At 41.9% G+C, this 22,333-nt stretch carries 20 protein-coding genes; 6 read left to right on the top strand and 14 right to left on the bottom strand.

Going from position 1 to position 22,333, the window contains the following annotated elements; translation table 11 throughout:
* Window positions 1-12 precede the first annotated feature (12 nt).
* The 3 genes from cydX to cydC are packed head-to-tail and all read left to right on the top strand — an operon-like array spanning window position 13 to window position 3,674.
* Window positions 13-177 (top strand): cytochrome bd-I oxidase subunit CydX, encoded by a 165-nt coding sequence (gene cydX / locus PSH41_RS15275; protein ID WP_004586934.1) that lies wholly within the window; start codon window positions 13-15, stop codon window positions 175-177.
* Window positions 167-1,939: a thiol reductant ABC exporter subunit CydD gene (cydD, locus tag PSH41_RS15270; protein ID WP_273589890.1), complete on the top strand. Its 1,773-nt coding sequence runs from the start codon at window positions 167-169 to the stop codon at window positions 1,937-1,939. The genes cydX and cydD overlap by 11 nt, the downstream gene beginning before the upstream one ends.
* A complete protein-coding gene (cydC, locus tag PSH41_RS15265; protein ID WP_273589891.1) occupies window positions 1,932-3,674 on the top strand; it encodes a thiol reductant ABC exporter subunit CydC in 1,743 nt (580 codons plus the stop codon). The genes cydD and cydC overlap by 8 nt, the downstream gene beginning before the upstream one ends.
* A 196-nt stretch (window positions 3,675-3,870) precedes the next feature.
* On the opposite strand, the gene PSH41_RS15260 is transcribed toward cydC, so the two are convergent.
* From PSH41_RS15260 to rpsB, 14 genes are all read right to left on the bottom strand, one after another.
* Window positions 3,871-4,257, bottom strand: coding sequence for a septal ring lytic transglycosylase RlpA family protein (locus PSH41_RS15260; protein ID WP_126007687.1), 387 nt, complete (start codon window positions 4,255-4,257; stop codon window positions 3,871-3,873).
* Window positions 4,258-4,393: 136 nt separating this feature from the next.
* Complete coding sequence (gene lpxA / locus PSH41_RS15255) at window positions 4,394-5,164, bottom strand: acyl-ACP--UDP-N-acetylglucosamine O-acyltransferase (protein ID WP_029773689.1); 771 nt, start codon at window positions 5,162-5,164, stop codon at window positions 4,394-4,396.
* Between the two features lie 2 nt (window positions 5,165-5,166).
* Entirely contained in the window at window positions 5,167-5,619 is a 453-nt protein-coding gene (gene fabZ, locus PSH41_RS15250) for a 3-hydroxyacyl-ACP dehydratase FabZ (RefSeq protein ID WP_004586929.1), read from the bottom strand.
* A gap of 26 nt (window positions 5,620-5,645) precedes the next feature.
* Window positions 5,646-6,668, bottom strand: coding sequence for a UDP-3-O-(3-hydroxymyristoyl)glucosamine N-acyltransferase (gene lpxD, locus PSH41_RS15245; protein WP_024033816.1), 1,023 nt, complete (start codon window positions 6,666-6,668; stop codon window positions 5,646-5,648).
* 7 nt (window positions 6,669-6,675) lie between these two features.
* Window positions 6,676-7,194, bottom strand: a complete 519-nt coding sequence (locus PSH41_RS15240) for an OmpH family outer membrane protein (RefSeq protein ID WP_024033815.1) — start codon at window positions 7,192-7,194, stop codon at window positions 6,676-6,678.
* A gap of 11 nt (window positions 7,195-7,205) precedes the next feature.
* Window positions 7,206-9,677: an outer membrane protein assembly factor BamA gene (gene bamA / locus PSH41_RS15235; protein ID WP_024033814.1), complete on the bottom strand. Its 2,472-nt coding sequence runs from the start codon at window positions 9,675-9,677 to the stop codon at window positions 7,206-7,208.
* 102 nt (window positions 9,678-9,779) lie between these two features.
* Window positions 9,780-11,132 carry a sigma E protease regulator RseP gene (gene rseP, locus PSH41_RS15230; protein ID WP_004586925.1) on the bottom strand — a complete coding sequence of 451 codons (1,353 nt, stop codon included), beginning with the start codon at window positions 11,130-11,132 and terminating at the stop codon, window positions 9,780-9,782.
* A gap of 1 nt (window position 11,133) precedes the next feature.
* Window positions 11,134-12,339, bottom strand: coding sequence for a 1-deoxy-D-xylulose-5-phosphate reductoisomerase (gene ispC, locus PSH41_RS15225; protein ID WP_273589894.1), 1,206 nt, complete (start codon window positions 12,337-12,339; stop codon window positions 11,134-11,136).
* On the bottom strand, window positions 12,336-13,202 hold the full coding sequence (locus tag PSH41_RS15220) for a phosphatidate cytidylyltransferase (RefSeq protein WP_273589892.1): 867 nt from the start codon (window positions 13,200-13,202) through the stop codon (window positions 12,336-12,338). The genes ispC and PSH41_RS15220 overlap by 4 nt, the downstream gene beginning before the upstream one ends.
* A 21-nt stretch (window positions 13,203-13,223) precedes the next feature.
* The gene (locus PSH41_RS15215; protein WP_273589893.1) at window positions 13,224-14,003 is read right to left on the bottom strand and encodes an isoprenyl transferase; all 780 of its coding nucleotides are present in this window, start codon (window positions 14,001-14,003) and stop codon (window positions 13,224-13,226) included.
* Between the two features lie 81 nt (window positions 14,004-14,084).
* A complete protein-coding gene (gene frr, locus PSH41_RS15210) occupies window positions 14,085-14,642 on the bottom strand; it encodes a ribosome recycling factor (protein WP_004586921.1) in 558 nt (185 codons plus the stop codon).
* Between the two features lie 13 nt (window positions 14,643-14,655).
* On the bottom strand, window positions 14,656-15,405 hold the full coding sequence (gene pyrH, locus PSH41_RS15205) for a UMP kinase (RefSeq protein ID WP_039972186.1): 750 nt from the start codon (window positions 15,403-15,405) through the stop codon (window positions 14,656-14,658).
* Window positions 15,406-15,564: 159 nt separating this feature from the next.
* Window positions 15,565-16,416 (bottom strand): translation elongation factor Ts, encoded by an 852-nt coding sequence (gene tsf / locus PSH41_RS15200; protein ID WP_004586919.1) that lies wholly within the window; start codon window positions 16,414-16,416, stop codon window positions 15,565-15,567.
* A gap of 105 nt (window positions 16,417-16,521) precedes the next feature.
* Entirely contained in the window at window positions 16,522-17,250 is a 729-nt protein-coding gene (gene rpsB, locus PSH41_RS15195) for a 30S ribosomal protein S2 (RefSeq protein WP_004586918.1), read from the bottom strand.
* Window positions 17,251-17,488: 238 nt separating this feature from the next.
* Here rpsB and map point away from each other — a divergent pair, with 238 nt between their 5' ends.
* The 3 genes from map to dapD all read left to right on the top strand — a co-directional run bounded on the left by map (window position 17,489) and on the right by dapD (window position 22,030).
* Window positions 17,489-18,307, top strand: coding sequence for a type I methionyl aminopeptidase (gene map / locus PSH41_RS15190; RefSeq protein ID WP_273589895.1), 819 nt, complete (start codon window positions 17,489-17,491; stop codon window positions 18,305-18,307).
* A gap of 267 nt (window positions 18,308-18,574) precedes the next feature.
* Window positions 18,575-21,193 carry a [protein-PII] uridylyltransferase gene (gene glnD / locus PSH41_RS15185; RefSeq protein ID WP_024033810.1) on the top strand — a complete coding sequence of 873 codons (2,619 nt, stop codon included), beginning with the start codon at window positions 18,575-18,577 and terminating at the stop codon, window positions 21,191-21,193.
* A gap of 9 nt (window positions 21,194-21,202) precedes the next feature.
* Window positions 21,203-22,030, top strand: a complete 828-nt coding sequence (gene dapD, locus PSH41_RS15180) for a 2,3,4,5-tetrahydropyridine-2,6-dicarboxylate N-succinyltransferase (protein WP_024033809.1) — start codon at window positions 21,203-21,205, stop codon at window positions 22,028-22,030.
* Window positions 22,031-22,333 lie beyond the last annotated feature (303 nt).

The following is a 22,333-nucleotide window of genomic DNA, read 5'->3' as shown; positions in this document are numbered from 1 at the left end:
GGAGACTAAATTATGTGGTATTTCGCTTGGATTTTAGGTGTACTTTTAGCCTGTACCTTAGGTGTTATAAATGTAATGTGGTACGAGTTCCATCAAAATAAAAACAGCATAGCTGATGATGAACAACCGATGCACGATTTACTAAACGAAGCTAACAACACAAAAGATGACGACTAATCCCCGACCAAATCGCGCGCAGCAGCAATCTCTGCGCGCTTTTTTAAAGCGACAAAGTAAGCCTGCGGGTGCATGGTTAAAGTTAAGTATTGCACTGGGCACATTTAACGCTATTTTAATGATTGCAGGTGCCTATTTACTGGCACAAACTATTCATAACGTAATGTTTGAAGGTGCAAGCCTTAACCAAGTAACCCACTTACTTTGGCCACTTGCGGGTATTATTTTACTCAGAGCCCTGTTTTTAGCTATCAGTGAAAGGCTCAGTGCTTATGCGGCACTTAAAATAAAGTCGGCTATGCGCCAAACCTTATTAACTAAATTAACGCAACTTGGCCCAAGTTATATTGAACAACACGGCCAAGGAGCAACGCTTAACACCGTGCACGATGGTGTTGAAGCACTGCACGACTACTACGCTAAATACTTGCCCGGCGTTGCTTATAGCGCGCTTATTCCACTGGCAATATTGGTGGTTATTTTTCCAACCGACTATAAAGCAGGCCTAATATTTTTATTAACCGCCCCGCTTATTCCGTTTTTTATGATTTTGGTGGGCTCAAAGGCCGAGGCGTTAAATCAAAAAAGATGGCAGCAACTGGCCGTACTAGGTAATTACTTTTTTGACCGCGTACAAGGTTTAACACAACTTAAATTGTTTAACGCAACGCAAAAAGAGCTAAAACAAATAGCCAAAATTTCTGATGACTTTAGGCACGCTACACTCGGTGTTTTAAAAATTGCCTTTTTATCATCATTTGCGTTGGAATTTTTAGCCACAATTAGTGTGGCACTGGTAGCGGTAATTATTGGTTTTAGACTGTTTTTTGGCACGCTTGATTTTGCAACCGGATTTGTTGTTTTACTACTTGCCCCAGAATTTTACTTACCACTGCGCCAATTAGGCAGCCACTACCATGCCCGCTTGCAAGGTATAAGCGCTGCGGCCGATATGGTCACTATTTTAAATGCCCCACTTCCTGAGCAGTCACAGCAACATGAAGCAAAATTTGAGGAGCATATAAGCTCAATAAACATAAACAACTTAAACTTTACCTACCCAAACAGTAACGAAGGCATAAAAAATATAAACCTTACGCTACCCGCTAAAGGGTTAGTGGCTGTAGTAGGAGCTAGTGGCTCAGGTAAAAGTACTTTATTTGATTGTTTATTAGGGTTTCATCCGCAGGTGATTGAACAAATAAGCATTAATAATAAACCACTTGATGCTACAAGCATGAGTACATTACAAAACGCAATTGCGTGGATCCCCCAAACCCCAACGCTTTTTTATCAAAGCATTAGCGATAACATAAAAATAGCTAAGCCAGCCGCTACGCAACTAGAGCTTGAGCAAGCGGCACACCAAGCGGGCGCCTTAGATTTTATAAACACGTTAGAGAATGGGTTCGACACCCTGATAGGTGAGCAAGGTGAAGGACTCTCTGGCGGTCAAAAGCAGCGTATAGCCCTTGCACGGGCGTTTTTAAAACAAGCGCCTATTTTAGTGCTTGACGAACCGACAGCCCACCTTGATAGCCAAACCGAGCAGCTTATTCAGCAGGCTATAAATAATTACGCTAAAAACCACTTAGTGTTGGTCATTGCCCACCGCCTAAATACGGTGAAAAACGCAAGCAATATCCTTGTTATGCAAAATGGCGAAATAGCACAGCAAGGTACTTACAGCCAACTTGAGCAGCAACAAGGCGCATTTAAATCACTCCTTAATTTACAAGCGCAAGGAGCAAACAATGACTAATTTTATTAGGCTATTAAAGCTTTGCCGCCCCCATTATAAAGCCATGCTACTGGGTACTTTTTTAGCGACGTTAACGGTACTTGCAAACGTGGGCTTATTAGCTATATCGGGGTGGTTTTTAGCCTCAATGGCGGCAGCGGGTATCGCAGGCGTACAAATGAATTATTTTACACCTGCAGGAACCATTCGATTTTTAGCGATTGTACGAACTGCATCACGCTATGGTGAGCGCTTAGTAACACATAACGCGACGTTTTTATTGCTTAGTGAAATACGCGTTAATATGTTTGCCACGCTAAGTAAGCTAAACAATGTAGATTTAGCAATGAGCCGCAGCGCCGATTTAGTTAACCGCTTACAAAATGACGTGGATGCGCTTGATAAGTTTTACTTAAACATATTACTGCCAATGCTGGTAGCGCTGTTGAGTGTGCCCATAATTATGGTGTTTATGGCGGCTTATAACGCCAATGTTGCGCTTATTTGTTTTATAGGCATTTTATTAATTGGTGTTGTTTTACCTGCGCTGTTAAGTGCTAAATTAAATAAAAATAGCCATAAAGAAACACAGCTCAGTGCACAACTTAGAGCAGAGCTTTCTGACACCCTAACCGGCCTTAGAGAGCTGAGTATTTATCAGGCACGTGCTGGGCAAATTTCAAAATGTAATGAACTAAACGAGCAATATAACCAACAACTTTATAGTCGCCATAAAGCACTCGCAAATAGCGACGGTTTAAGTTTGCTGGTTGTGCAGCTAGCTATGCTTGGCGCCATAGTCACTATTGTGCCTTTGGTTTACAGCGGCGCTATGGTAAATGTTGAGCTTGCTATGTTAAGCCTATTTGTATTAGCAAGCTTTGAAACTGTATTACTGTTGCCTAATGCATTTATAGAGCTGCCCACTGTACTCAAAGCCGCTGAGCGACTATTTACACTGGAAGATAAAGTCACAGCGCAAGAAGCTAATAGCGCTGAGTTAGTTGAGATGCAGTTTGATAAAAACAATACAACTTTGGCGTTTAATAACATTGGCTATAAATACCAGGAGCACAGTGCTTTAATTAATATCAGCTTTACCCTTAAGGCACAGCAAAAAGTAGCGATTGTAGGCAGAAGCGGCAGTGGTAAAAGCACCTTGGTTAATTTACTTACCGGTTTATGGCCAGTGCAACAAGGCAGTATTAGGCTAAGCGATGAAAATAACGCAGAAGAACTCCACGCACTAAGCAGCAACACCCGCGCAAGCGTTATTAATATACTCGCGCAGCAGCATCATATTTTTGATGGCACTTTAAGTGAAAACTTACGTTATGCAAAGCCAAGCGTCACAAAAGAAGAAATGCTTGAAGCCATTAACCTTGCACAGCTAAAACCTTGGTTTAATGAGCTACAAGATGGCCTAAAAACCCGTTTAGGCACAGGTGGGAGAAGTGTTTCTCAGGGCCAATCAAGGCGCATAGCCATTGCGCAAGCTTTATTACAAAACCCAGCCATTTTAGTACTTGATGAGCCTACTGAAGGGCTTGATAACCAATCTAAGCAAACGGTAATGAGCGCTATTATGCAGGTAATGAGTAACGCAAGCGTACTTACCATTACCCACGACCCTGCTCTTTTAGCGCAAATGGATAACATTATTTGGCTAGAAAATGGCAGCCTTGTAGCGCAAGGCACTCATAAAGAGCTTAGCGAAACATATACCGATTATGTTGCCTTAACGACTCGGTTTTAAATAACTTGAACTCTGGTTAAGAGATTTACTACCCAACTGAATATTAATGAAACTTAATCCTGCTTTTCTCTAGCTAGAAATTTTAAGTGGAAACAAGGCGAATTTACGCGTCAATAGCTAGCCTATTGCAAGAAAATTCAACGCAGTTAGCGCTAAAAATAGCTGCTTGAGATAGATATATTATCCAGAGATCAAGTTAATCATTTAAAACGCTGATTGATACATCTATAACGCCGACTTTAGGGTCGGCAATTTTTTTAAACATACCTAACGATAAATCAATAACCCGCCCTCTAACGTACGGGCCTCTATCGTTTATTCTCACGATCACCGATTTGTTATTTGCCAAGTTTGTAACCTTCACTTTTGTACCAAAGGGTAATTCTAAATGCGCAGCAGTGGATGCGTTTTGGCTAAATGTTTCGCCGTTTGCTGTTGTGCGACCATGGTATTTATTAGCGTAATAAGAGGCTTTGCCTAACTGAGTTCGCTCGCCATTAGCAGAGGTAACTAGAGGTTGGCTGCTACACGCAGCTAAAATTGATAAAAAACTGAGGGTAAAAATTAACTTAGTAAAAGACATAGATGCGCTTTAATTATAAAAATTCGCGCAAAGGTTAACCTTACGTGGCTGAGTGTGTACTGAATTAAAATATTTTATAGGCAATAAAAACCACCGTCGATTACTCTTAGGTGGTTTTTTTAAAAGCATAAAGCGCTTATCTTACGATACCGCGCTCAGAGCTTTTCACAAAATCAATCATGGTTTGTACTGCAGGATACTTAGCGGCATCTTCACTTAGTGAGGCAATTGCTTCGTCTACACTTAAGCTCTTACGATAAAACGCTTTATAAGCACGGCGTACAGCCATAATTTCGTCGCTTTCAAAGCCACGACGCTTCATACCTTCTTTATTGGTCGCTGCAGGGCCTGCTGGCATACCAATGGTGGTTACAAATGGCGGTACGTCTTTATTAACGCCTGAGTACATGCCAATAAATGCGTGATCACCAATTTTACAAAATTGATGCACACCTGAGTTACCACCTAAAATAACCCAATCGCCTACATGTACGTGGCCTGCAACGCTTGCGTTATTAGCAAATATAACGTTATTACCAATTACGGCATCGTGAGCAACGTGGGTATACGCCATAAATAAGTTATTGCTACCAATTTTAGTAACACCTTGGTCTTGAATAGTACCACGGTGAATGGTTGCACACTCACGTATAACGTTGTTATCGCCCATAATAAGAGTGGTTGGTTCGTTGTTATATTTTTTGTCTTGGCAGGCTTCGCCTACTGACGCAAATTGAAAAATATGATTGCCAGAACCAATAGTAGATGGCCCTTTAATAACAACGTGAGACTCAATAATACAGTCATCACCGATCACAACATCATTGCCAATATAGCTATATGGACCAACTGAGACATTGTTGCCTAGTTTAGCGCCAGGTTCGATTATTGCTGTAGAATGGATCACTATTAAAACTCTCTTCTCGCACACATAATTTCGGCACTACATACAACCTTGCCGTCGACTCTTGCTTCAGCGGCAAATTTCCATATATTGCGACGCTCTTTTAAAAACTCTACATGCAAATGCATTGTATCGCCCGGTATGACTGGCTGTTTAAAACGTGCGTTATCTACTGCAGCAAATAAGTAAAGCTCGTTATCGCTACGGTTTTCTACTGTTTTAAATCCTAATAAACCGGTGGCTTGCGCCATGGCTTCTAATATTAGCACACCAGGGAAAATTGGCTGATTTGGAAAGTGGCCAGTAAAAATAGGCTCGTTAACCGATACATTTTTAATCGCATGAAGTGACTCGCCAGGCGTAAAGTCAATTACACGATCAATTAAAAGCATCGGGTAGCGGTGTGGTAATAAACTTAAAATTTCTTGAATATCAAGGCTATTTAATTCGTTTGCCAAAATAGCATCCTTATTAGTGTTCAACGTTATGACTTAGCCAATGCTTCAAGCGCTTTGAGACGTGATTTCATGTCTGAAAGATTACGCAAGTGGGCAATTGATTTACGCCATTCTTTATTAGTTGTATGGGGCATACCAGATGAGTAAATACCCGGCTCGGTGATCGATTTAGTCACCATACTCATGCCGGTAATTATAACACCATCACATACTGACATGTGACCATTAATTGCGGTCATGCCACCTATTTGGCAGTTTTTACCAATGGTTACACTACCTGCTAGTACAGTACAGCCTGCAATTGCAGTACCCGAGTTAACTTCAACGTTGTGTGCTATTTGACATTGGTTATCGATGATCACATTACTATGAATAATCGTGTTATCGAGTGCGCCGCGGTCAATTGTTGTGCTTGCGCCCACTTCTACCTTGTCGCCGATAATCACAGAGCCTAGCTGAGGAATTTTAACCCACTGCCCGCGCTCGTTTGCATAGCCAAATCCATCACTGCCAACCACACTGTTTGCTTGAAATAAACAATCAGCGCCAATTTCAACATCGTGATAAATAGTCACACTCGGCCAAAGCTTTGTGCCAGAACCTATTTTAACACGTTCACCGATAAAACTGTTCGGACCAATTTGTGCGTTATCACCAATCACAGCACCGGCTTCTATAACTACATTTGCGCCAATAGCAGCACTTGTGCTAACCGTTGCACTTGGGTGAATAGTCGCACTAGCGTGTATACCTTGCTGCGCCGCTTGCGGGGTTGTATCCATAAATTGTGCAAGCTTTGCGTAGCTCACATACGGATTTCCAACAATGATTTTTGCGCCACTAAAATACGGTGCATCGGCTTCGCTAAGAATAACAGCGCTGGCTTGTGTGGTTTCAAGCTGCGTACGATATTTTGAGTTCGCTAAAAATGCAATATGCCCAGAACGGGCATTTGCAAGTGTAGCTATTTTTGTAATTTCTAAAGCGCCATCACCTTGAAGTTCGGCGCCTAGAAGTTCCGCAATGTGCGAAAGCGTATAATTTTGCATAGAGTGATTATTTCTTACTAACTGCTGATACAACTTTGCTTGAAAGATCAGTTACTTCTTTAGGGTTAAAGTAAATAGTAGTGTCTTTAACTTTAACTTCATCGAAGTCGCCATCTTTAGCAATTTCTTCAATTGTTTTAACAATTAAACCCTGAACTTTAGCAAGTTCTTGGTTTTGACGTGCTTTGATTTCTTGCTCTAAAGGACGACCTTTTTCAGCAAGGTTTTGTTGCATGCCTTGAATTTTATCACGTAGTGCATCTTTTTGAGCTTGGCTCATTGTAGTGCTTTCACGCTTAAATTTTTCTGCTTCAAAGCGAATGTCGCCTTGTAGTTTTTCAAGCTCTTGACGACGCTCAGCAAACTCAGTTTGTAAAGACTGCTCAATTTTAGCCATTTGAGGAATTTGCTTGTAGATCTCTTGCATATCAACAATGCCTACTTTGTGGGCAAATGCACTTGCAGAGGTGCCCATCATCAATGTTGCTAACACGGCTACTGCTGTTGATTTAAATAATTTTTTCACAAAAAACTCCTTTAGAAAGTGTTACTAATATTAAAGCTGATGGTCTTTGTATCGTCATCTTCTTCTTTTTGCAATGGATACGCAAAACTAATCAGCATTGGACCCATTGGAGAGATCCATTGTAAAGATAAACCGGTTGATACCCTAAAGCGCATTGGATCAGAGTAATCATCTAACTTAGCACGCTCATCTGGCGCTAAGTTTTGAAAACGGTCAACGTTAAATTCAGTATCCCATACGTTGGCAGCATCTACAAAGAAACTGGTACGTACAGAACTGGTGTTTTCTTCATCTAAGAACGGCGTAGGTACAATTAGCTCCATACCTGCAACCGCTTTTGCATTACCACCAATACGCCCTTGTGGTACTAAGATATCAAACTCATCAGAGCCACCAATGCTACCGGTTGTAGTACCATCAGCACCTGGCGTACCAGGGATTGATAAAGGAACACGTGATACAGCTCGCGGAAGTATAGTATTACGGTCAAAGCCACGTAGCTCCATTTCCGTTATACGGAAGAACTCTTGGAATGGCAGGGTTTGTTCATAACCATTGGTTGACCCATAACCATTACCGTAACCAAGCGCTGCTCGTGTTGAGAACACCCAACGGTGGTCATTCGATATTGGCCAGTAAAAACGCGAATCGTAGTTCAGTTTAAAATACTGAAGATCAGAGTTAGGCGTTGTGGCTGTTAAATTTAATGTTTGGCGCGAACCCGCTGTTGGGAATAAACCACGGTTAACTGTGATACGCGACCAACCAACGCTTAGCTCATATTTAGTAAAGTCAAAGCCAGCATCTGGGTTTTCTTCATCTAAGAAGGTTTCGCGTAGTACACGTGTTTGTTCGTACTCGGCAATCTCTGAAAGTTCTTCTTGAATCCAACGTACGCCAAAGTTAACACGGTTTACCGCATCAATTGGGAAACCAATATTGGTACCAATACCGTAACTTGTTGATTTATAATCTACTAAGCTAAATTTACTGGCATCGTAGTTGTTGTAAAAAATACTGCTGCCTTGCGATACACCATCTGGCGTAAAGTAAGGGTCGGTGTACGACAAGCTAATGCTTTCAGAACCAGTAGAGGTATTTAAGTTTAAGCCAATTTGATTACCCGTACCTAAAAAGTTAGATTCGGTTACACCAATATTAAACTGAAGGCCTGCGTATGAGCCATACGCTAAGCCCGCGTTAAAACTACCGGCCGATTGCTCTTTTACTGTAAAGTCTACGTCTACTTGGTCATCTACACCCGGTACTGGTACTACGTTAAAGTCAACAGTTTCCATGTACGGTAAACGTTGAATTTGCAGCTTTGAGCGCTCAAGGTTTTGATTAGATAACCAGGCACCTTCAAGTTGTGTCATTTCGCGACGAAGTACTTCATCAGCTGTATTTTGGTTACCACCAACGATGATACGACGTACGTACACACGCTTGCCCGGATTTACCGACAGCGTAAGTTGCACTTCTTGTTTTTCATCATCAATTTCTGGAATTGTGCGTACTTCGGCATTGGCATAACCAAAGCGCGCTAAGTAGCTTTTGATAAACTCTTCAGATGAGGTCACCACTGAGCCATTGTAAAGCTCGCCGGCGCGAAGCGGGATAACGCTTTTGATTAGCTCTTCTCGGCCAAGTAAATCACCGATAAAGTCAAAACCTTTAACTGTGTACTTAACACCTTCTGTTAAGTTAGCAGTTACATACACAGATTCGCGCTCAGGACTTACTGATACTTGCGTAGAATCTATATTAAAACGTAAGTAACCGCGGTCTAAGTAAAAGCTGCGAATTTTTTCTAAATCGCCTTCAATGGTTTGTTTTTGGTAACGGTCGCTACCCATAAACTGCCACCACGGTAAATCTTGTTGCGATTCAGCAAGCTTTAAAAGCTCTTCGTTAGAGAATAATTCGTTACCCACTAAGTTGATTTGACGAATAGAGGCGGCTTCGCCTTCGTCAAATTCTAGCTTAAGCTTTACACGGTTACGTGGCAGCTTAGTTACGCTAATATCAACGGTGGCATTGTATTTACCAATACTGTGGAAAAACTCAACCAACCCCTTTTCGATATTATCGATAACGGTTTTATCAAGCGGTTCACCTTGGCGAATATCTTGCTGATCGAGTGATTCGTTAAGCTGCTCGTCTTTTATATCTTTATTGCCTTCAAACTCAATAAAGCTAATAGTAGGACGCTCAGTCACTTTAAAAATAACGTTATTACCATCGCGTAACGCTTTGATGTTGTCAAAGTGACCTGAACGATAAAGTGACTTTATTGTTTTTGAAATCGTATAGTCATCAACGTTATCGCCCACATTGATAGGAACATGCGTTAGTGCTGCACCAAGTGCTACACGTTGCAAACCTTCAATTTTTAAATCTTCAACAATAAAGGAGTTTTGGCCCAGGGCTGCAAAACTTGCACCCAATAAACTTGAAACTGCCAAATGTTTTTTTATAGCCATTTTATTATCTTTATCCTTTACAACTGTATTACCGCTTAACATCAAAACTAATAATTAGTGATGCTTACAATCGTGTTCTAATTAGTAATTGTCACGCTGTAACTACAAACGCGATACATCATTGAACAAAGCGAAACATGTTAAAAATATGAGCAGCAAGGCGCCCACTTTAAAACCAAATTCTTGTGTCTTTTCAGAGACCGGCTTTTTACGGAAAAGTTCAATTATGTAATACATTAAGTGTCCACCATCAAGCACTGGCAGAGGTAATAAATTAAATACACCCAAGTTAACGCTTATTAGCGCTAAAAAGCTTAAAAAGGCGACTAGCCCGTAGCTTACGCTAGTTCCTGCACCAACTGCAATGCCCACAGGGCCACTTAAATTTTTAACCGAAACCTGACCTGTAATTAAATTACCAATCATGTCAAAGCTAAGCGTTATAAGGCGCCAGGTCTCTTGGGTACCACGAGCAATACTATCAAGCGGACCAAAGCTTCGGGTTTCAACATAGCCCTCAGGCCAAGGTTGAACAACCGGCGCAACACCTAAAAACCCTTGTTCAATACCGTGCTCATTAATGCGCGATTTAGGCGTTACTGTTACGCTATTTATACTATCTTGTCTTTTTACACTAAATTGTAAAGATTTGTTAGCCGATTGCGTAATAAGATTAACTAATTGCTGCCAATCGCTTATTGTTTCACCATTTACAGCGATAATCGTATCGTTAACCTGCAAATTAGCCAGTTCGGCTGCTGAATTTTTAGTAATAGCCGCAATGGTTAATGTGGCTTGCGGTCTAAACGGTACAATACCCAACGAACTCAGTGGCGGCACGTCTTGTTGATCGAGCTTCCAACCCTCTACGTTAAGCATTTTTGTTTGCTCTTGGTAGTTTTCGTTACGCACTACTACGGGCACGCTTTGCTCACCTAAGCTCGACATAAGTGCAAAAGTTGCATCCTGCCAGGTGGCAATTGTGTCATCACCAATTTTAATAATTTGTTCAGAGGGCATAATGCCCGCTTGCTCTGCTCTGCTACCTTCGGTAATACTACCCACTACAGGTTTTACCGATTGCACGCCCACCATGTACATAGCCGCCAGCGCTACAATAGCAAATAAAAAATTAGCCAGCGGGCCGGCTGCCACTATGGCTATACGGGCCTGAACCGATTTAGCGTTAAATGACAAATGGCGCTCATTTTCAGGCACTTCATCCACGCGTTCATCAAGCATTTTAACGTAGCCACCCAGCGGAATAGCGGCAATTACGTATTCTGTATTGTATTTATCGTGCCACTTTAAAAGCGGTTTACCGAAACCAATCGAAAAGCGCAGCACTTTAACACCCATTTTACGGGCCACCCAAAAGTGCCCATATTCATGAATAGCAACTAAAATGCCCAGCGCTAAAATAAACGAGCCAAGATTCCAAAAAAAATCTAACATATTAATGAGTCACTTTTGTTATTAGGTCCGCTGCACGTTGGCGGGCTTGTTGGTCACACGCTAATATTTCATCTAGGCTTTGTACGTTAGTGAATGTGGCCGCATCAAGCGTTTGTGCATTAATTTTATAAATGTCAGTAAAGCCAATTTGGCCTTTTAAAAATGCCGCAACCGCTATTTCGTTTGCTGCATTTACCATTGTGGTTGCGCCTTGCCCTGCGCTGCACGCATCAATAGCAAGTTGTAAATTTGGATAACGCGCAAAATCAGGTTTTGTGAACGAAAAATCACAAATATCCGAAAAGTTGAGTGGTTTTACACCGGCGTTAATTCGATCTGGGTAAGCGAGTGCATGTGCAATAGGTGTGCGCATATCGGGGTTACCCATTTGCGCTAAAATGGAGCCATCGTGGTATTGCACCATAGAATGAATAATACTTTGCGGGTGGATCACCACATCAATATCGCTGGTGTCACAATTAAACAGCCATTTAGCTTCAATAAATTCAAGCCCTTTGTTCATCATGGTGGCTGAATCTACCGATATTTTTTGCCCCATAGACCAATTAGGGTGAGCGACGGCTTCACTAACCGTTACCTCTTTTAAGGTATTTATATCGCGCGTTAAAAATGGCCCACCAGAGCCGGTAAGCAATATTTTACTTACGCCATGCTCTTGTAAATTTTGATCAGCGTTTGCGTTTTGAAGTGAATGAGGTAAGCACTGAAAAATAGCGTTGTGCTCGCTATCAATAGGTAACAACGTGGCTTTATGCTGTTTTACTTTATCAATAAACAACTGCCCTGACATAACCAACGATTCTTTATTGGCAAGCAGTACCTTTTTACCTGCTTCAACGGCGCTTAGTGTGGGCAGTAAGCCGGCAGCGCCAACAATAGCTGACATGACGGTATCGACATCGGGATGCGCACATAAATCACTCATAGCCTGCTGTGAGTGCATTACTAAGGTTTGGCATGGCGTATTATTTAAATACGATGATAATTGCTCTGCAGCGCTTTGTGTGGCCATAACCGCATATAACGGTTCGTGCTCAATACACAGCTCAGCCATTTTTTTTGCATTGTGGCCTGCAGTGAGGGCAAATACGTTAAATAGCGCTTTATTTCGCGCCATAACATCTAATGTACTTAACCCAATTGAACCTGTAGCGCCTAAAATAACAAGTTGTTGCTGTTGGCTCATAAACTCAAGGTCCATGCATAGCACATTACAAACATTGGGGCTGCTGCGGTTAAGCTGTCAATTCTATCTAAAATACCGCCGTGGCCGGGTAAACAGCGACCACTGTCTTTTAGGCCGGCTTCTCGTTTAAACATGCTTTCGAGTAAATCACCGACAGCCGAAAACAAAGCTATAAAGGCGGTCATTACGGCATAAATAGGCCATACAGCAAAATCCACACCGGTAAAGTGACAAAAAGCTAAAACAAATATAATTGATGCAACCACACCGCCTGCAAGGCCTTCGATGGTTTTATTTGGGCTCACCTTTGGCATGAGCTTATGCTTACCAAAACTTTTGCCTGTAAAGTAAGCCCCTACATCGGCGCTCCACACAATACCAAGTACCACTAAAATCAGTACCGAGCCAAAGTGCGTTGATTCAGCGTATTGCGCGCTACGTAAGGTATTAAGTGCAAGCCAAAGTGGGATTAAAGTAAGCAACCCGGCAATGCCGCGCATTACCAAGCCTTCGTTCCATGCTTTGGCCATGGCTGGGTAGCGCCAAATTAAATAACTGGCCACAATCCACCAAGCAAACGAGAGCGTAAATAAGTAATTTGCGTCCCCGACCAGCCGGCCGTTTTGCCACAGTGATTCAATCGGCCAATGTAAATTTAGCAGCGCCAATAACGCGCCAATTAACACCACAAACGCACCACGTTTTAATTTTGTGCATAGGCCCATAAAAGCAGACCACTCCCACGCGCCAAGTAAAACAATAATACCGGCAAAATAACTAAACAATGTTAGTGGAGTATAAAAAACCAAGGCTAGCGCTAACGGCGCTAATACAACCGAGGTTAAAATTCGTTGTTTTAACAAAATAGTGACCCTTATTCTATTTTAGGTTTGAGCGAGTAATTGTTTTATTTGTTCGCCCGTACAACCAAAACGTCGCTCTCTGGCAACGTAACACGCAATGGCCTCAGCAAATGCTGCTTCATTAAAATCAGGCCAAAGAGTTTCGGTAAAGTAAAGTTCCGCATAAGCAGCTTGCCATAGTAAAAAGTTACTAATACGAACATCACCACCCGTGCGAATTAGTAAATCCGGCTCCGCTTGGTCTGCCATGCTCATATACTGTGCTAAGCGCTCTTCTGTAACATCCTCTGCCTTGAGTTGTCCGTTTGCAACTTGAAGTGCTAGTTGCTTTGCTGCATTTGCCATATCCCATCTACCGCCATAATTAGCGGCCACGTTTAAATGCAAACCGGTGTTATCTGCTGTTAGCTCATGCGCAGCGTTTACTTTGCTACGTAAACTTTCAGAGAATCGTGATAAATCTCCAATAATGGTCAGTTTTACATTATTTTTATGAAGCTTTTTTACTTCCTTTGTTAAAACAAACAAAAAAAGCTCCATTAAAGTGTTTACTTCGTCTTCGGGGCGGCGCCAGTTTTCACTACTAAAAGCAAATAAGGTTAACGATTGTATCCCTAATTTAGTACAAAACTGAACAGATTGACGAACTGCGTCCACGCCTTTTTTATGCCCGAACACACGAGGTCTATTTCTAGCTTGCGCCCAACGCCCGTTACCATCCATGATGATGGCAACATGTTTAGGTAAACATTGCTGTGAAATTGTATCAGCGTCTAGAACCATAAATATTGAGTATTCCATAAAAAAACGCCGCCTAGTATACCCTAGACGGCGTTTCAAAACTAATATATTTCATAACCTGCATTGAGGTTATTTAGCTGTTTAGATTTCCATCAACTCAGCTTCTTTCGCTGTTAGTTGTGCATCCATTTCTTTGATAAATTTATCTGTAAGCTTTTGAATTGTATCTTCTGCTTGACGCGCTTCATCTTCAGAAATTTCTTTATCTTTTAATAAAGATTTTACATCGCCATTAGCGTCACGACGAATGTTACGCACAGCAACACGGCCGCTTTCTACTTCGCCACGTACAATTTTAATTAAATCTTTACGACGCTCTTCTGTAAGCGGAGGAAGTGGTACGCGAATTACGGTACCAGCAGACATCGGGTTTAAACCTAAGTCAGACGCCATAATTGCTTTTTCTACAGCTTGCGCTAAAGACTTGTCGAATACGCCGATAGCCAGCGTACGAGAGTCTTCAATCGTTACATTAGCCACTTGGTTAAGCGGTGTATCAGCACCGTAGTACGATACCATAATGCCGTCTAAAATTGCTGGGTGAGCACGACCTGTACGAATTTTTGATAGTTGACTACCTAGTGCTGCTACACTTTTTTGCATGCGCTCTTGCGCATCTTTTTGAATATCGTTAATCACGGTTTAATCCTAATTATTTGATTACTTCATCTGAGGCTTGTGAAGAGATAAGTGTGCCTTCTTCTTCACCCATAATTACGCGTTTTAAGGCGCCTGATTTATTCATGTTAAATACGCTCAATGGCATATTATGATCGCGAGCGAGTGTAAACGCCGCTAAATCCATTACTTTTAGTTCTTTATCAATAATTTCATTGTAGCTTAAGTGACGGTAAAGCGTGGCTTCTGGGTTTTTAACCGGATCATCACTAAATACGCCATCTACCTTAGTCGCTTTAATTACAGTGTCGGCTTCAATTTCAATACCGCGTAAACACGCAGCAGAATCGGTAGTGAAGAACGGGTTACCCGTACCTGCTGCAAAAATAACAACGCGGCCAGATTTTAATAAGCTAATTGCCTCAGCCCAGTTGTATGCATCACATACACCGTTTAGAGGGATTGCCGACATTAAACGACAATTAACAAATGCACGGTGTAGTGCATCACGCATTGCAAGGCCGTTCATTACGGTTGCAAGCATACCCATGTGGTCACCAACTACGCGGTTCATGCCAGCTTCTGCTAGTGATCCGCCACGTAAAAAGTTACCACCGCCGATAACCAAACCCACTTCTACGTCGAGTTCTACCAGCTCTTTAATTTCTTGGGCCATACGATCTAGCACTTTTGGGTCGATGCCGAAGCCTTCGTCTCCCATTAAAGCTTCACCACTTAATTTGAGAAGAACACGTCTAAAAATAGGTTTACGATTGATAGTCATAGTATTGGGGCCAACTTTTTATTAAATTATGGGTAAAAAATAACCGCGCTTATGATAAACATAAAAGCGCGGTTATTTTAAAGAATTTCTAAGCGTGACGCAAAAGCAAATAGTACTTTAATGGCATCTAATTTCCTTATGCATCACAAATAGTTAATCTTACTCGCCTTTTGCAGCTGCAATTTGAGCAGCAACTTCAGCAGCAAAATCTTCTTCTTTCTTCTCGATACCTTCACCAACTTCTACACGTGCGAAGCTAGTAACTGTTGCGTTTTTCTCTTTAAGAATTTCGCCAACAGATTTTTTAGGCTCCATGATGAAAGCTTGACCAGTAAGAGAAACCTCACCAGTAAATTTCTTCATGCGGCCAACAACCATTTTTTCAGCGATTTCAGCAGGCTTGCCTTCGTTCATCGCGATGTCGATTTGAACTTGCTTTTCTTTTTCTACAACGTCAGCAGGTACATCTTCAGGCGTTAAGTACTCTGGGTTTGAAGCAGCAACGTGCATTGCAATGTGCTTAAGTGTTTCTTCATCAGCAACACCTGCAACAACAACACCAATACGCTCACCGTGACGGTATTCAACAAGTGTTTCACCAGTGATGTACTGAAGACGACGTACGTTGATGTTTTCACCAATTTTAGTTACTAGCTCAACACGGTCTTCTTCAAACTTAGCTTGTAAGTCTTCGATAGTGATTGTTTCAGCGATAGCAGCGTCAGCAACTTTGTTAGCAAACGCTAAGAAGCTTTCGTCTTTTGCTACGAAGTCAGTTTGACAGTTAACTTCTACTAGTACTGCAACACCATCGTTTTGCTTGATGATGATAGTACCTTCAGCAGCAATGTTACCTGCTTTCTTAGCAGCCTTTGCAGCACCGCTCTTACGCATGTTTTCAATCGCTAACTCGATGTCGCCATCAGTTTCAGTTAACGCTTTTTTACAATCCATCATGCCAGCGCCAGTACGCTCGCGTAATTCTTTAACTAGGGCAGTAGTTACAGCCATTAGTAAATCCTCAAATCTGAAATCAGGTATTAGATAAGCGGGTAAACCGCTCTACAAGAATAGCAAGTCTTCACCTTAAAAAGATGAAGACTTGATGACAGCTAATTACTCAGCTTCTACAAAGTCGTCTTTCTCAGCTTGAGCAACGATGTTGTTCTCACGACCTTCAGTGATAGCAGCTGCAACAGAGCTAGTGTAAAGGTTGATTGCACGGATAGCATCATCGTTACCAGGTACGATGTAATCAACACCGTCTGGGTTAGAGTTAGTATCAACGATTGCAACAACTGGAATACCTAGGTTGTTTGCTTCACGGATAGCAATGTGCTCGTGATCAGCATCGATAACGAAGATAGCGTCTGGAAGGCCACCCATGTTTTTGATACCGCCAAGGCTCTTTTCAAGCTTTTCCATTTCGCGAGTAAGCATTAACGCTTCTTTCTTAGTTAACTTCTCGAAAGTACCGTCTTGGCTTTGAGCTTCAAGGTCTTTAAGACGCTTGATTGACTGACGAACTGTTTTCCAGTTAGTTAACATACCACCTAACCAGCGGTGGTTAACGAAGAACTGGTCGCTTTGTAAAGCAGCTTCTTTAACTGCTTCGCTTGCTGCGCGCTTAGTACCAACGAAAAGAACTTTACCTTTGTTTGCAGCAGCACTTGATAAAAACTTAAGTGCGTCGTTGAACATTGGTACTGTTTGCTCAAGGTTGATGATATGTACACGGTTACGTGCGCCGAAGATGAAAGGCTTCATCTTAGGGTTCCAGTAACGTGCTTGGTGACCAAAGTGAACACCAGCTTGAAGCATATCGCGCATTGAAACGTTTGCCATTTTGTAAATCCTCTATGTAGTTTAGGGTTAGGCCTCCACATATCCCATAGCACCAACACCGAAGTATTTAAACTTCAAATGCACCCAAGTGTATGTGACGATACGTGTGTGTGTTAAAATAAAATTGTGTTTGCCTTAAATACAAAAAATCATTTAAGAATTTATTTGTAAAAAGACGGCGCGCTTTATACCATATTAAAATTAAATACTCAACGTCGCGTGCAAAATTTGTGCGACGATAAATGTTAAAAAACGCAACTTTGGAGCCTCAATGAGCGCTGTGATCAAGACCCCTGAAGAAATTGAAAAAATGCGTGTAGCCGGGCGTTTAGCGGCAGACGTACTTGAAATGATTGAACCACATGTAGTGCCAGGTGTGACTACTGATGAGCTAAATACAATTTGTCATGATTATATTGTAAATGTGCAAGATGCCATACCTGCGCCACTAAATTACCACGGTTTTCCTAAGTCGGTTTGTACCTCTGTAAATCATGTAATTTGCCACGGTATTCCAAATGACAAACCGCTAAAAGATGGCGATAGCGTCAACATTGATGTAACCGTAATTAAAGACGGTTACCACGGCGACACCTCAAAGATGTTTCATGTAGGTACGCCTAACATTCAAGGTAAACACCTTGCACAAGTAACACAAGAAAGCTTATACCTTGCCATTAAAATGGTAAAACCAGGTGTGCGTTTAGGCGATATTGGTGAAGCAATTCAAAAATACGCAGAGAGCTTTAACTACTCAATTGTACGTGAATACTGCGGCCACGGTATTGGTAGCGAATTTCATGAAGAGCCTCAAGTAATGCACTACGGTAAAGCAGGTACTGGCGAAACACTTAAAGCTGGTATGTGTTTAACAATAGAGCCAATGGTTAACGCAGGTAAGCGCCAGTGTAAACTTTTAAAAGATGAGTGGACTGTAGTTACACGCGACCGTAGTTTGTCTGCACAGTGGGAACACACCCTATTAGTGACTGAAAATGGTGTTGAAATTTTAACGCTGCGATCAGATGATACTATCGACAGGATTATCGAACACTAATAAAAACCGAGCCACTTGATAAAAGTATTTAACCTCTAATCTGGTTAATATATTTAATAACATACTGAATTATATGTAATATTTAATTTATTCTCCCCAAGCTGGAGATTTTCAGTGAAAACAAATTGAATTGACGCGCCAAATAGCGAGCCTATTTGCAAGTGGATTCAACACTGTTAACACTAAAAATAGCCGCTTGGGATAGAGTTATTACTTCACGTTCAGGTTATTTATCAATGCTAACGGTTCAATAAGGAGCCAGCCCACGTGGCATTACCCAACAAAGTAAAAAAGTTGCTTAGCGATGCTGAGCAACTGAGCGATTATCGCGATTGTTCTAGCTATTTTTATAAGTGGTTACATAACGAATTTTCTAAGCAACCAGTTGGTAATTTAATTAATGCCCGGGCTGAGTTTATAGACCGCCTGCTAATTAAACTGTTTCATGTTTACGATTTAGCTCACGAGCCTGATCTTGCCCTTATTGCCGTGGGCGGGTACGGCCGTGGCGAGCTACACCCCTACTCCGATATTGACTTTTTATTGCTTGTTACGCAGCCACCTAGCGAGCAAATATGCGAAAAAATAGGCCAGTTTGTTACCATGCTATGGGATCTCAATTTAGAGATAGGCCACAGTGTGCGTACCATTGAACAAGCCATTGAGCAAAAACGTGAAGACGTTACCTTTGCCACCAGCTTGCTCGAAAGCAGGCTCATTTTTGGTAATCACATTGAGTTTGAAAAACTCAAAACGCATATTATAGAAACCCCCGTTTGGCGCTCAGGCGAGTTTTTTGTAGCCAAAGTGCAAGAGCAAAACCTACGCCATAAAAAGTGCCACGGTACTGCTTACAACCTAGAGCCAAACATAAAAGAAAACCCCGGTGGCCTTCGCGATTTACAAACCATTATTTGGGTTGCTAAAAAGCACTTTAGAGCCGAAACCCTACAAGAGCTAATTAGCCACGGCTACTTAACGCATGAAGAGTTTCAGGAGCTTTCGGAGTGCCTAGAAAACCTTTGGAATATTCGCTTTGCACTGCATTTAGCCGCTGGGCGCTCAGAAAACCGTTTGTTGTTTGACCATCAACCACACACAGCTGAAATACTTGGCTTTGGTAGCGATGGTAAAGCCTCGGTTGAGCGTATGATGAAACGCTTATTTAGAATAATGAGCCGCGTACGCGAGCTTAACCAAATGCTGCTATCGTACTTTGAAGAAAGTATTATGCCAGAGAGCAGCGAAGCGCCAGTGATTGAGTTAGACAAAGACTTTGAACGCGTTGGGCACCAAATTAGGGTAAAAAACCCATCGGTATTTTTTAGACGCGATCAACTTTTTGTTTTGTTTGAGCATATTGCCGACAACCCCGAAATTACCCATATTTACCCAAGTACTATTCGTACCATTAGGCAAGTACGCAGGCGCCTATTAGGTGACTTACAAGATTACGCAGCGTGTCGCGAGGCATTTATGCGTATTGTAAAACACCCAAACGGCATGGGCCGCGCATTCACGCTCATGCACAAACACGGCATGTTGGCCGCGTATTTACCACAATGGCGTAATATATTTGGGCAAATGCAATTTGACTTATTTCATGCCTACACCGTAGATGAGCACACCCATAAATTAATCAATAATATTTACCAATATTTTGATAAATCTAAAGTGAGTGAGTTTCCTATTTGTAGTGAAATAGTAACCCGTATGGATAAGCCTGAACTGCTTTATTTAGCAGGTATTTTTCATGATATTGCTAAAGGGCGTGGCGGCGATCACTCAGAGCTAGGCTCGGTTGATGCCATTGCTTTTTCTAAATTACATGGCTTCCCATCATCTGATGGCAAGCTTATATCGTGGCTAGTTGGTAACCATTTACTTATGTCGGTTACTGCGCAGCGTAAAGACATAAATGACCCAGGTGTTATTAAAGACTTTGCTTCGCGCGTAAAAACAGAGCGCCAACTCGATTACCTCTATTGTTTAACCGTTGCCGATATACGCGCAACCAACGACAACTTATGGAATGATTGGAAAAACACCCTACTACGCGAATTATACTTGCATACTCAGCGTGCATTACGCCTAGGGCTTGAAAACCCAATGGATCAACGCGACCAAATACGCGATAAAAAACACCAAGCTAAACAGCGCTTACTTAATTTGGGCTACCTAGAAAACCAAATTGATTTAATTTGGAGCCGCTTTAAAGCCAATTACTTTACTGCCTTTAGCGAGCAGCAAATATCATGGCAAACCGAGCACCTATTAAAATGCGCAGACTTAAGCCTACCCAGTGTCATTGTTTCTGATAAAGCAATGCATGGCGGCACGCAAGTGTTTGCTTATAGCCCATATTCTGGGCCGTTATTCGCTCGCTTAGTTAGCGTAATTGGCTCTAAAAAAGCGCAAATACAACACGCTCAAGTGCTTACTACCAAAGATGGCTATGCCCTATTTAACTTTGTAATACTTGAAGTGAGCGGCGACCCTATTGCAAGTAGCCGTGCTCAGTCAATTAAACGTGGGCTTGAGCAAGCACTTAGCGAACCACGCAAAAAAATACGCTTTAAAAAGAATCGCTCACAACGATTTAAAGACTTTAATATTAAACCTAAAATAGTGCTGCGTCCTCATGCACGTAAAGATCGCAGCCTAATAGAAATTCAAGCTGTTGATATACCCGGTTTACTTACTAAAATTGCCGAAGTTTTCCAAGCGCATTTATTACACATTCACGCAGCCCGTATTACAACGGTAGGTGAACGTGCAGAGGATTTCTTTGTCGTATCAAATAACGAATACCAAGCGCTGACTGATGAAGAGCAAGCCAAAATTCATCAGGCATTACGTAAAAAATTCAACGCCGAAACAGAATAAGGACACACCATGTCAGATTTAAAAACTATGATAGAAAACGCCTGGGACAACCGCGATAGCATTAGCCCAAGCAGTGTATCTAGCGATGTAAAACAAGCGATTATTGACGCACTAGAGCTTCTTGATAGCGGCGCTGCGCGCGTTGCTGAAAAAATATCAGGCGAATGGGTCGTACACCAATGGCTTAAAAAAGCCGTTTTACTATCATTTCGTATTCGCGACAACCAACCAATGAACGACGGCGTAAATCAGTTTTACGATAAAGTACCGCTTAAATTTAGCGACTACACACCGGAGCAGTTTCAGCAAGGTGGCATGCGCGTAGTTCCTAACGCGGTAGCACGTAAAGGCAGCTTTGTAGGTAAAAACGTAGTACTGATGCCATCGTATGTGAACATTGGCGCCTACGTTGATGAAGGCACCATGGTTGATACATGGGCAACTGTTGGCTCGTGTGCACAAATTGGTAAGAACGTACACTTATCGGGCGGCGTGGGCATAGGCGGCGTTTTAGAGCCACTACAAGCTAACCCTACCATCATTGAAGACAACTGCTTTATTGGCGCTCGCTCTGAAATTGTTGAAGGTGTAGTAGTAGAGGAAGGCGCTGTTATTTCAATGGGCGTTTACATTAGCCAAAGCACCCGTATTTACGACCGTGAAACCGGCGAAATTCACTACGGCCGAGTACCAGCAGGCGCTGTAGTTGTGCCAGGTGCATTACCATCAAAAGATGGCACTCACAGCCTATACGCTGCAATTATCGTTAAAAAAGTTGATCAACAAACACGCGAAAAAGTAGGCATCAACGCCCTACTACGCTCAATTGATGATTAAAATAAGCGATAAGCCTTTAGCTGTAAGCCCTAAGCTGATTGGTGTTAAACGTAGGTTGGGTTGAGTGAAACGAAACCCAACGATACATTAAAGTTTAGTGTTTTAGCTAAATTTAGAAAGCTCTAAGCCCTTTGGGTTTAGAGCTTTTTTGTTTAGATTAGAGTTTATCTCTTAAATAACCTGAGCTGCGCATAAGAAATGGAACTAAATGCCCTTGCGGTGATCAGATCTTTCGACCAAGAAACATAAGATTACCAAGGCAAGGGCATGAATAACTTAGATGCAATTTACGTAGATGTCGAT

The sequence above is a fragment of the Pseudoalteromonas sp. CST2 genome, from assembly GCF_028599385.1.
Lineage (GTDB): Bacteria > Pseudomonadota > Gammaproteobacteria > Enterobacterales > Alteromonadaceae > Pseudoalteromonas > Pseudoalteromonas atlantica.
This window is presented reverse-complemented; position numbering and strand designations above follow the sequence as displayed.

Bases quoted from the DNA above. Each gene is read 5' to 3' on its own strand.
- cydD (WP_273589890.1), top strand. From the start codon at position 167: ATGACGACTAATCCCCGACCAAATCGCGCGCAGCAGCAATCTCTGCGC.
- ispC (WP_273589894.1), bottom strand. From the start codon at position 12,339: ATGAGCCAACAGCAACAACTTGTTATTTTAGGCGCTACAGGTTCAATT.
- tsf (WP_004586919.1), bottom strand. From the start codon at position 16,416: ATGGCTGTAACTACTGCCCTAGTTAAAGAATTACGCGAGCGTACTGGC.
- rpsB (WP_004586918.1), bottom strand. From the start codon at position 17,250: ATGGCAAACGTTTCAATGCGCGATATGCTTCAAGCTGGTGTTCACTTT.
- PSH41_RS15260 (WP_126007687.1), bottom strand. From the start codon at position 4,257: ATGTCTTTTACTAAGTTAATTTTTACCCTCAGTTTTTTATCAATTTTA.
- bamA (WP_024033814.1), bottom strand. From the start codon at position 9,677: ATGGCTATAAAAAAACATTTGGCAGTTTCAAGTTTATTGGGTGCAAGT.
- cydX (WP_004586934.1), top strand. From the start codon at position 13: ATGTGGTATTTCGCTTGGATTTTAGGTGTACTTTTAGCCTGTACCTTA.
- rseP (WP_004586925.1), bottom strand. From the start codon at position 11,132: ATGTTAGATTTTTTTTGGAATCTTGGCTCGTTTATTTTAGCGCTGGGC.
- pyrH (WP_039972186.1), bottom strand. From the start codon at position 15,405: ATGACTATCAATCGTAAACCTATTTTTAGACGTGTTCTTCTCAAATTA.
- PSH41_RS15215 (WP_273589893.1), bottom strand. From the start codon at position 14,003: ATGGAATACTCAATATTTATGGTTCTAGACGCTGATACAATTTCACAG.
- lpxD (WP_024033816.1), bottom strand. From the start codon at position 6,668: ATGCAAAATTATACGCTTTCGCACATTGCGGAACTTCTAGGCGCCGAA.
- cydC (WP_273589891.1), top strand. From the start codon at position 1,932: ATGACTAATTTTATTAGGCTATTAAAGCTTTGCCGCCCCCATTATAAA.
- dapD (WP_024033809.1), top strand. From the start codon at position 21,203: ATGTCAGATTTAAAAACTATGATAGAAAACGCCTGGGACAACCGCGAT.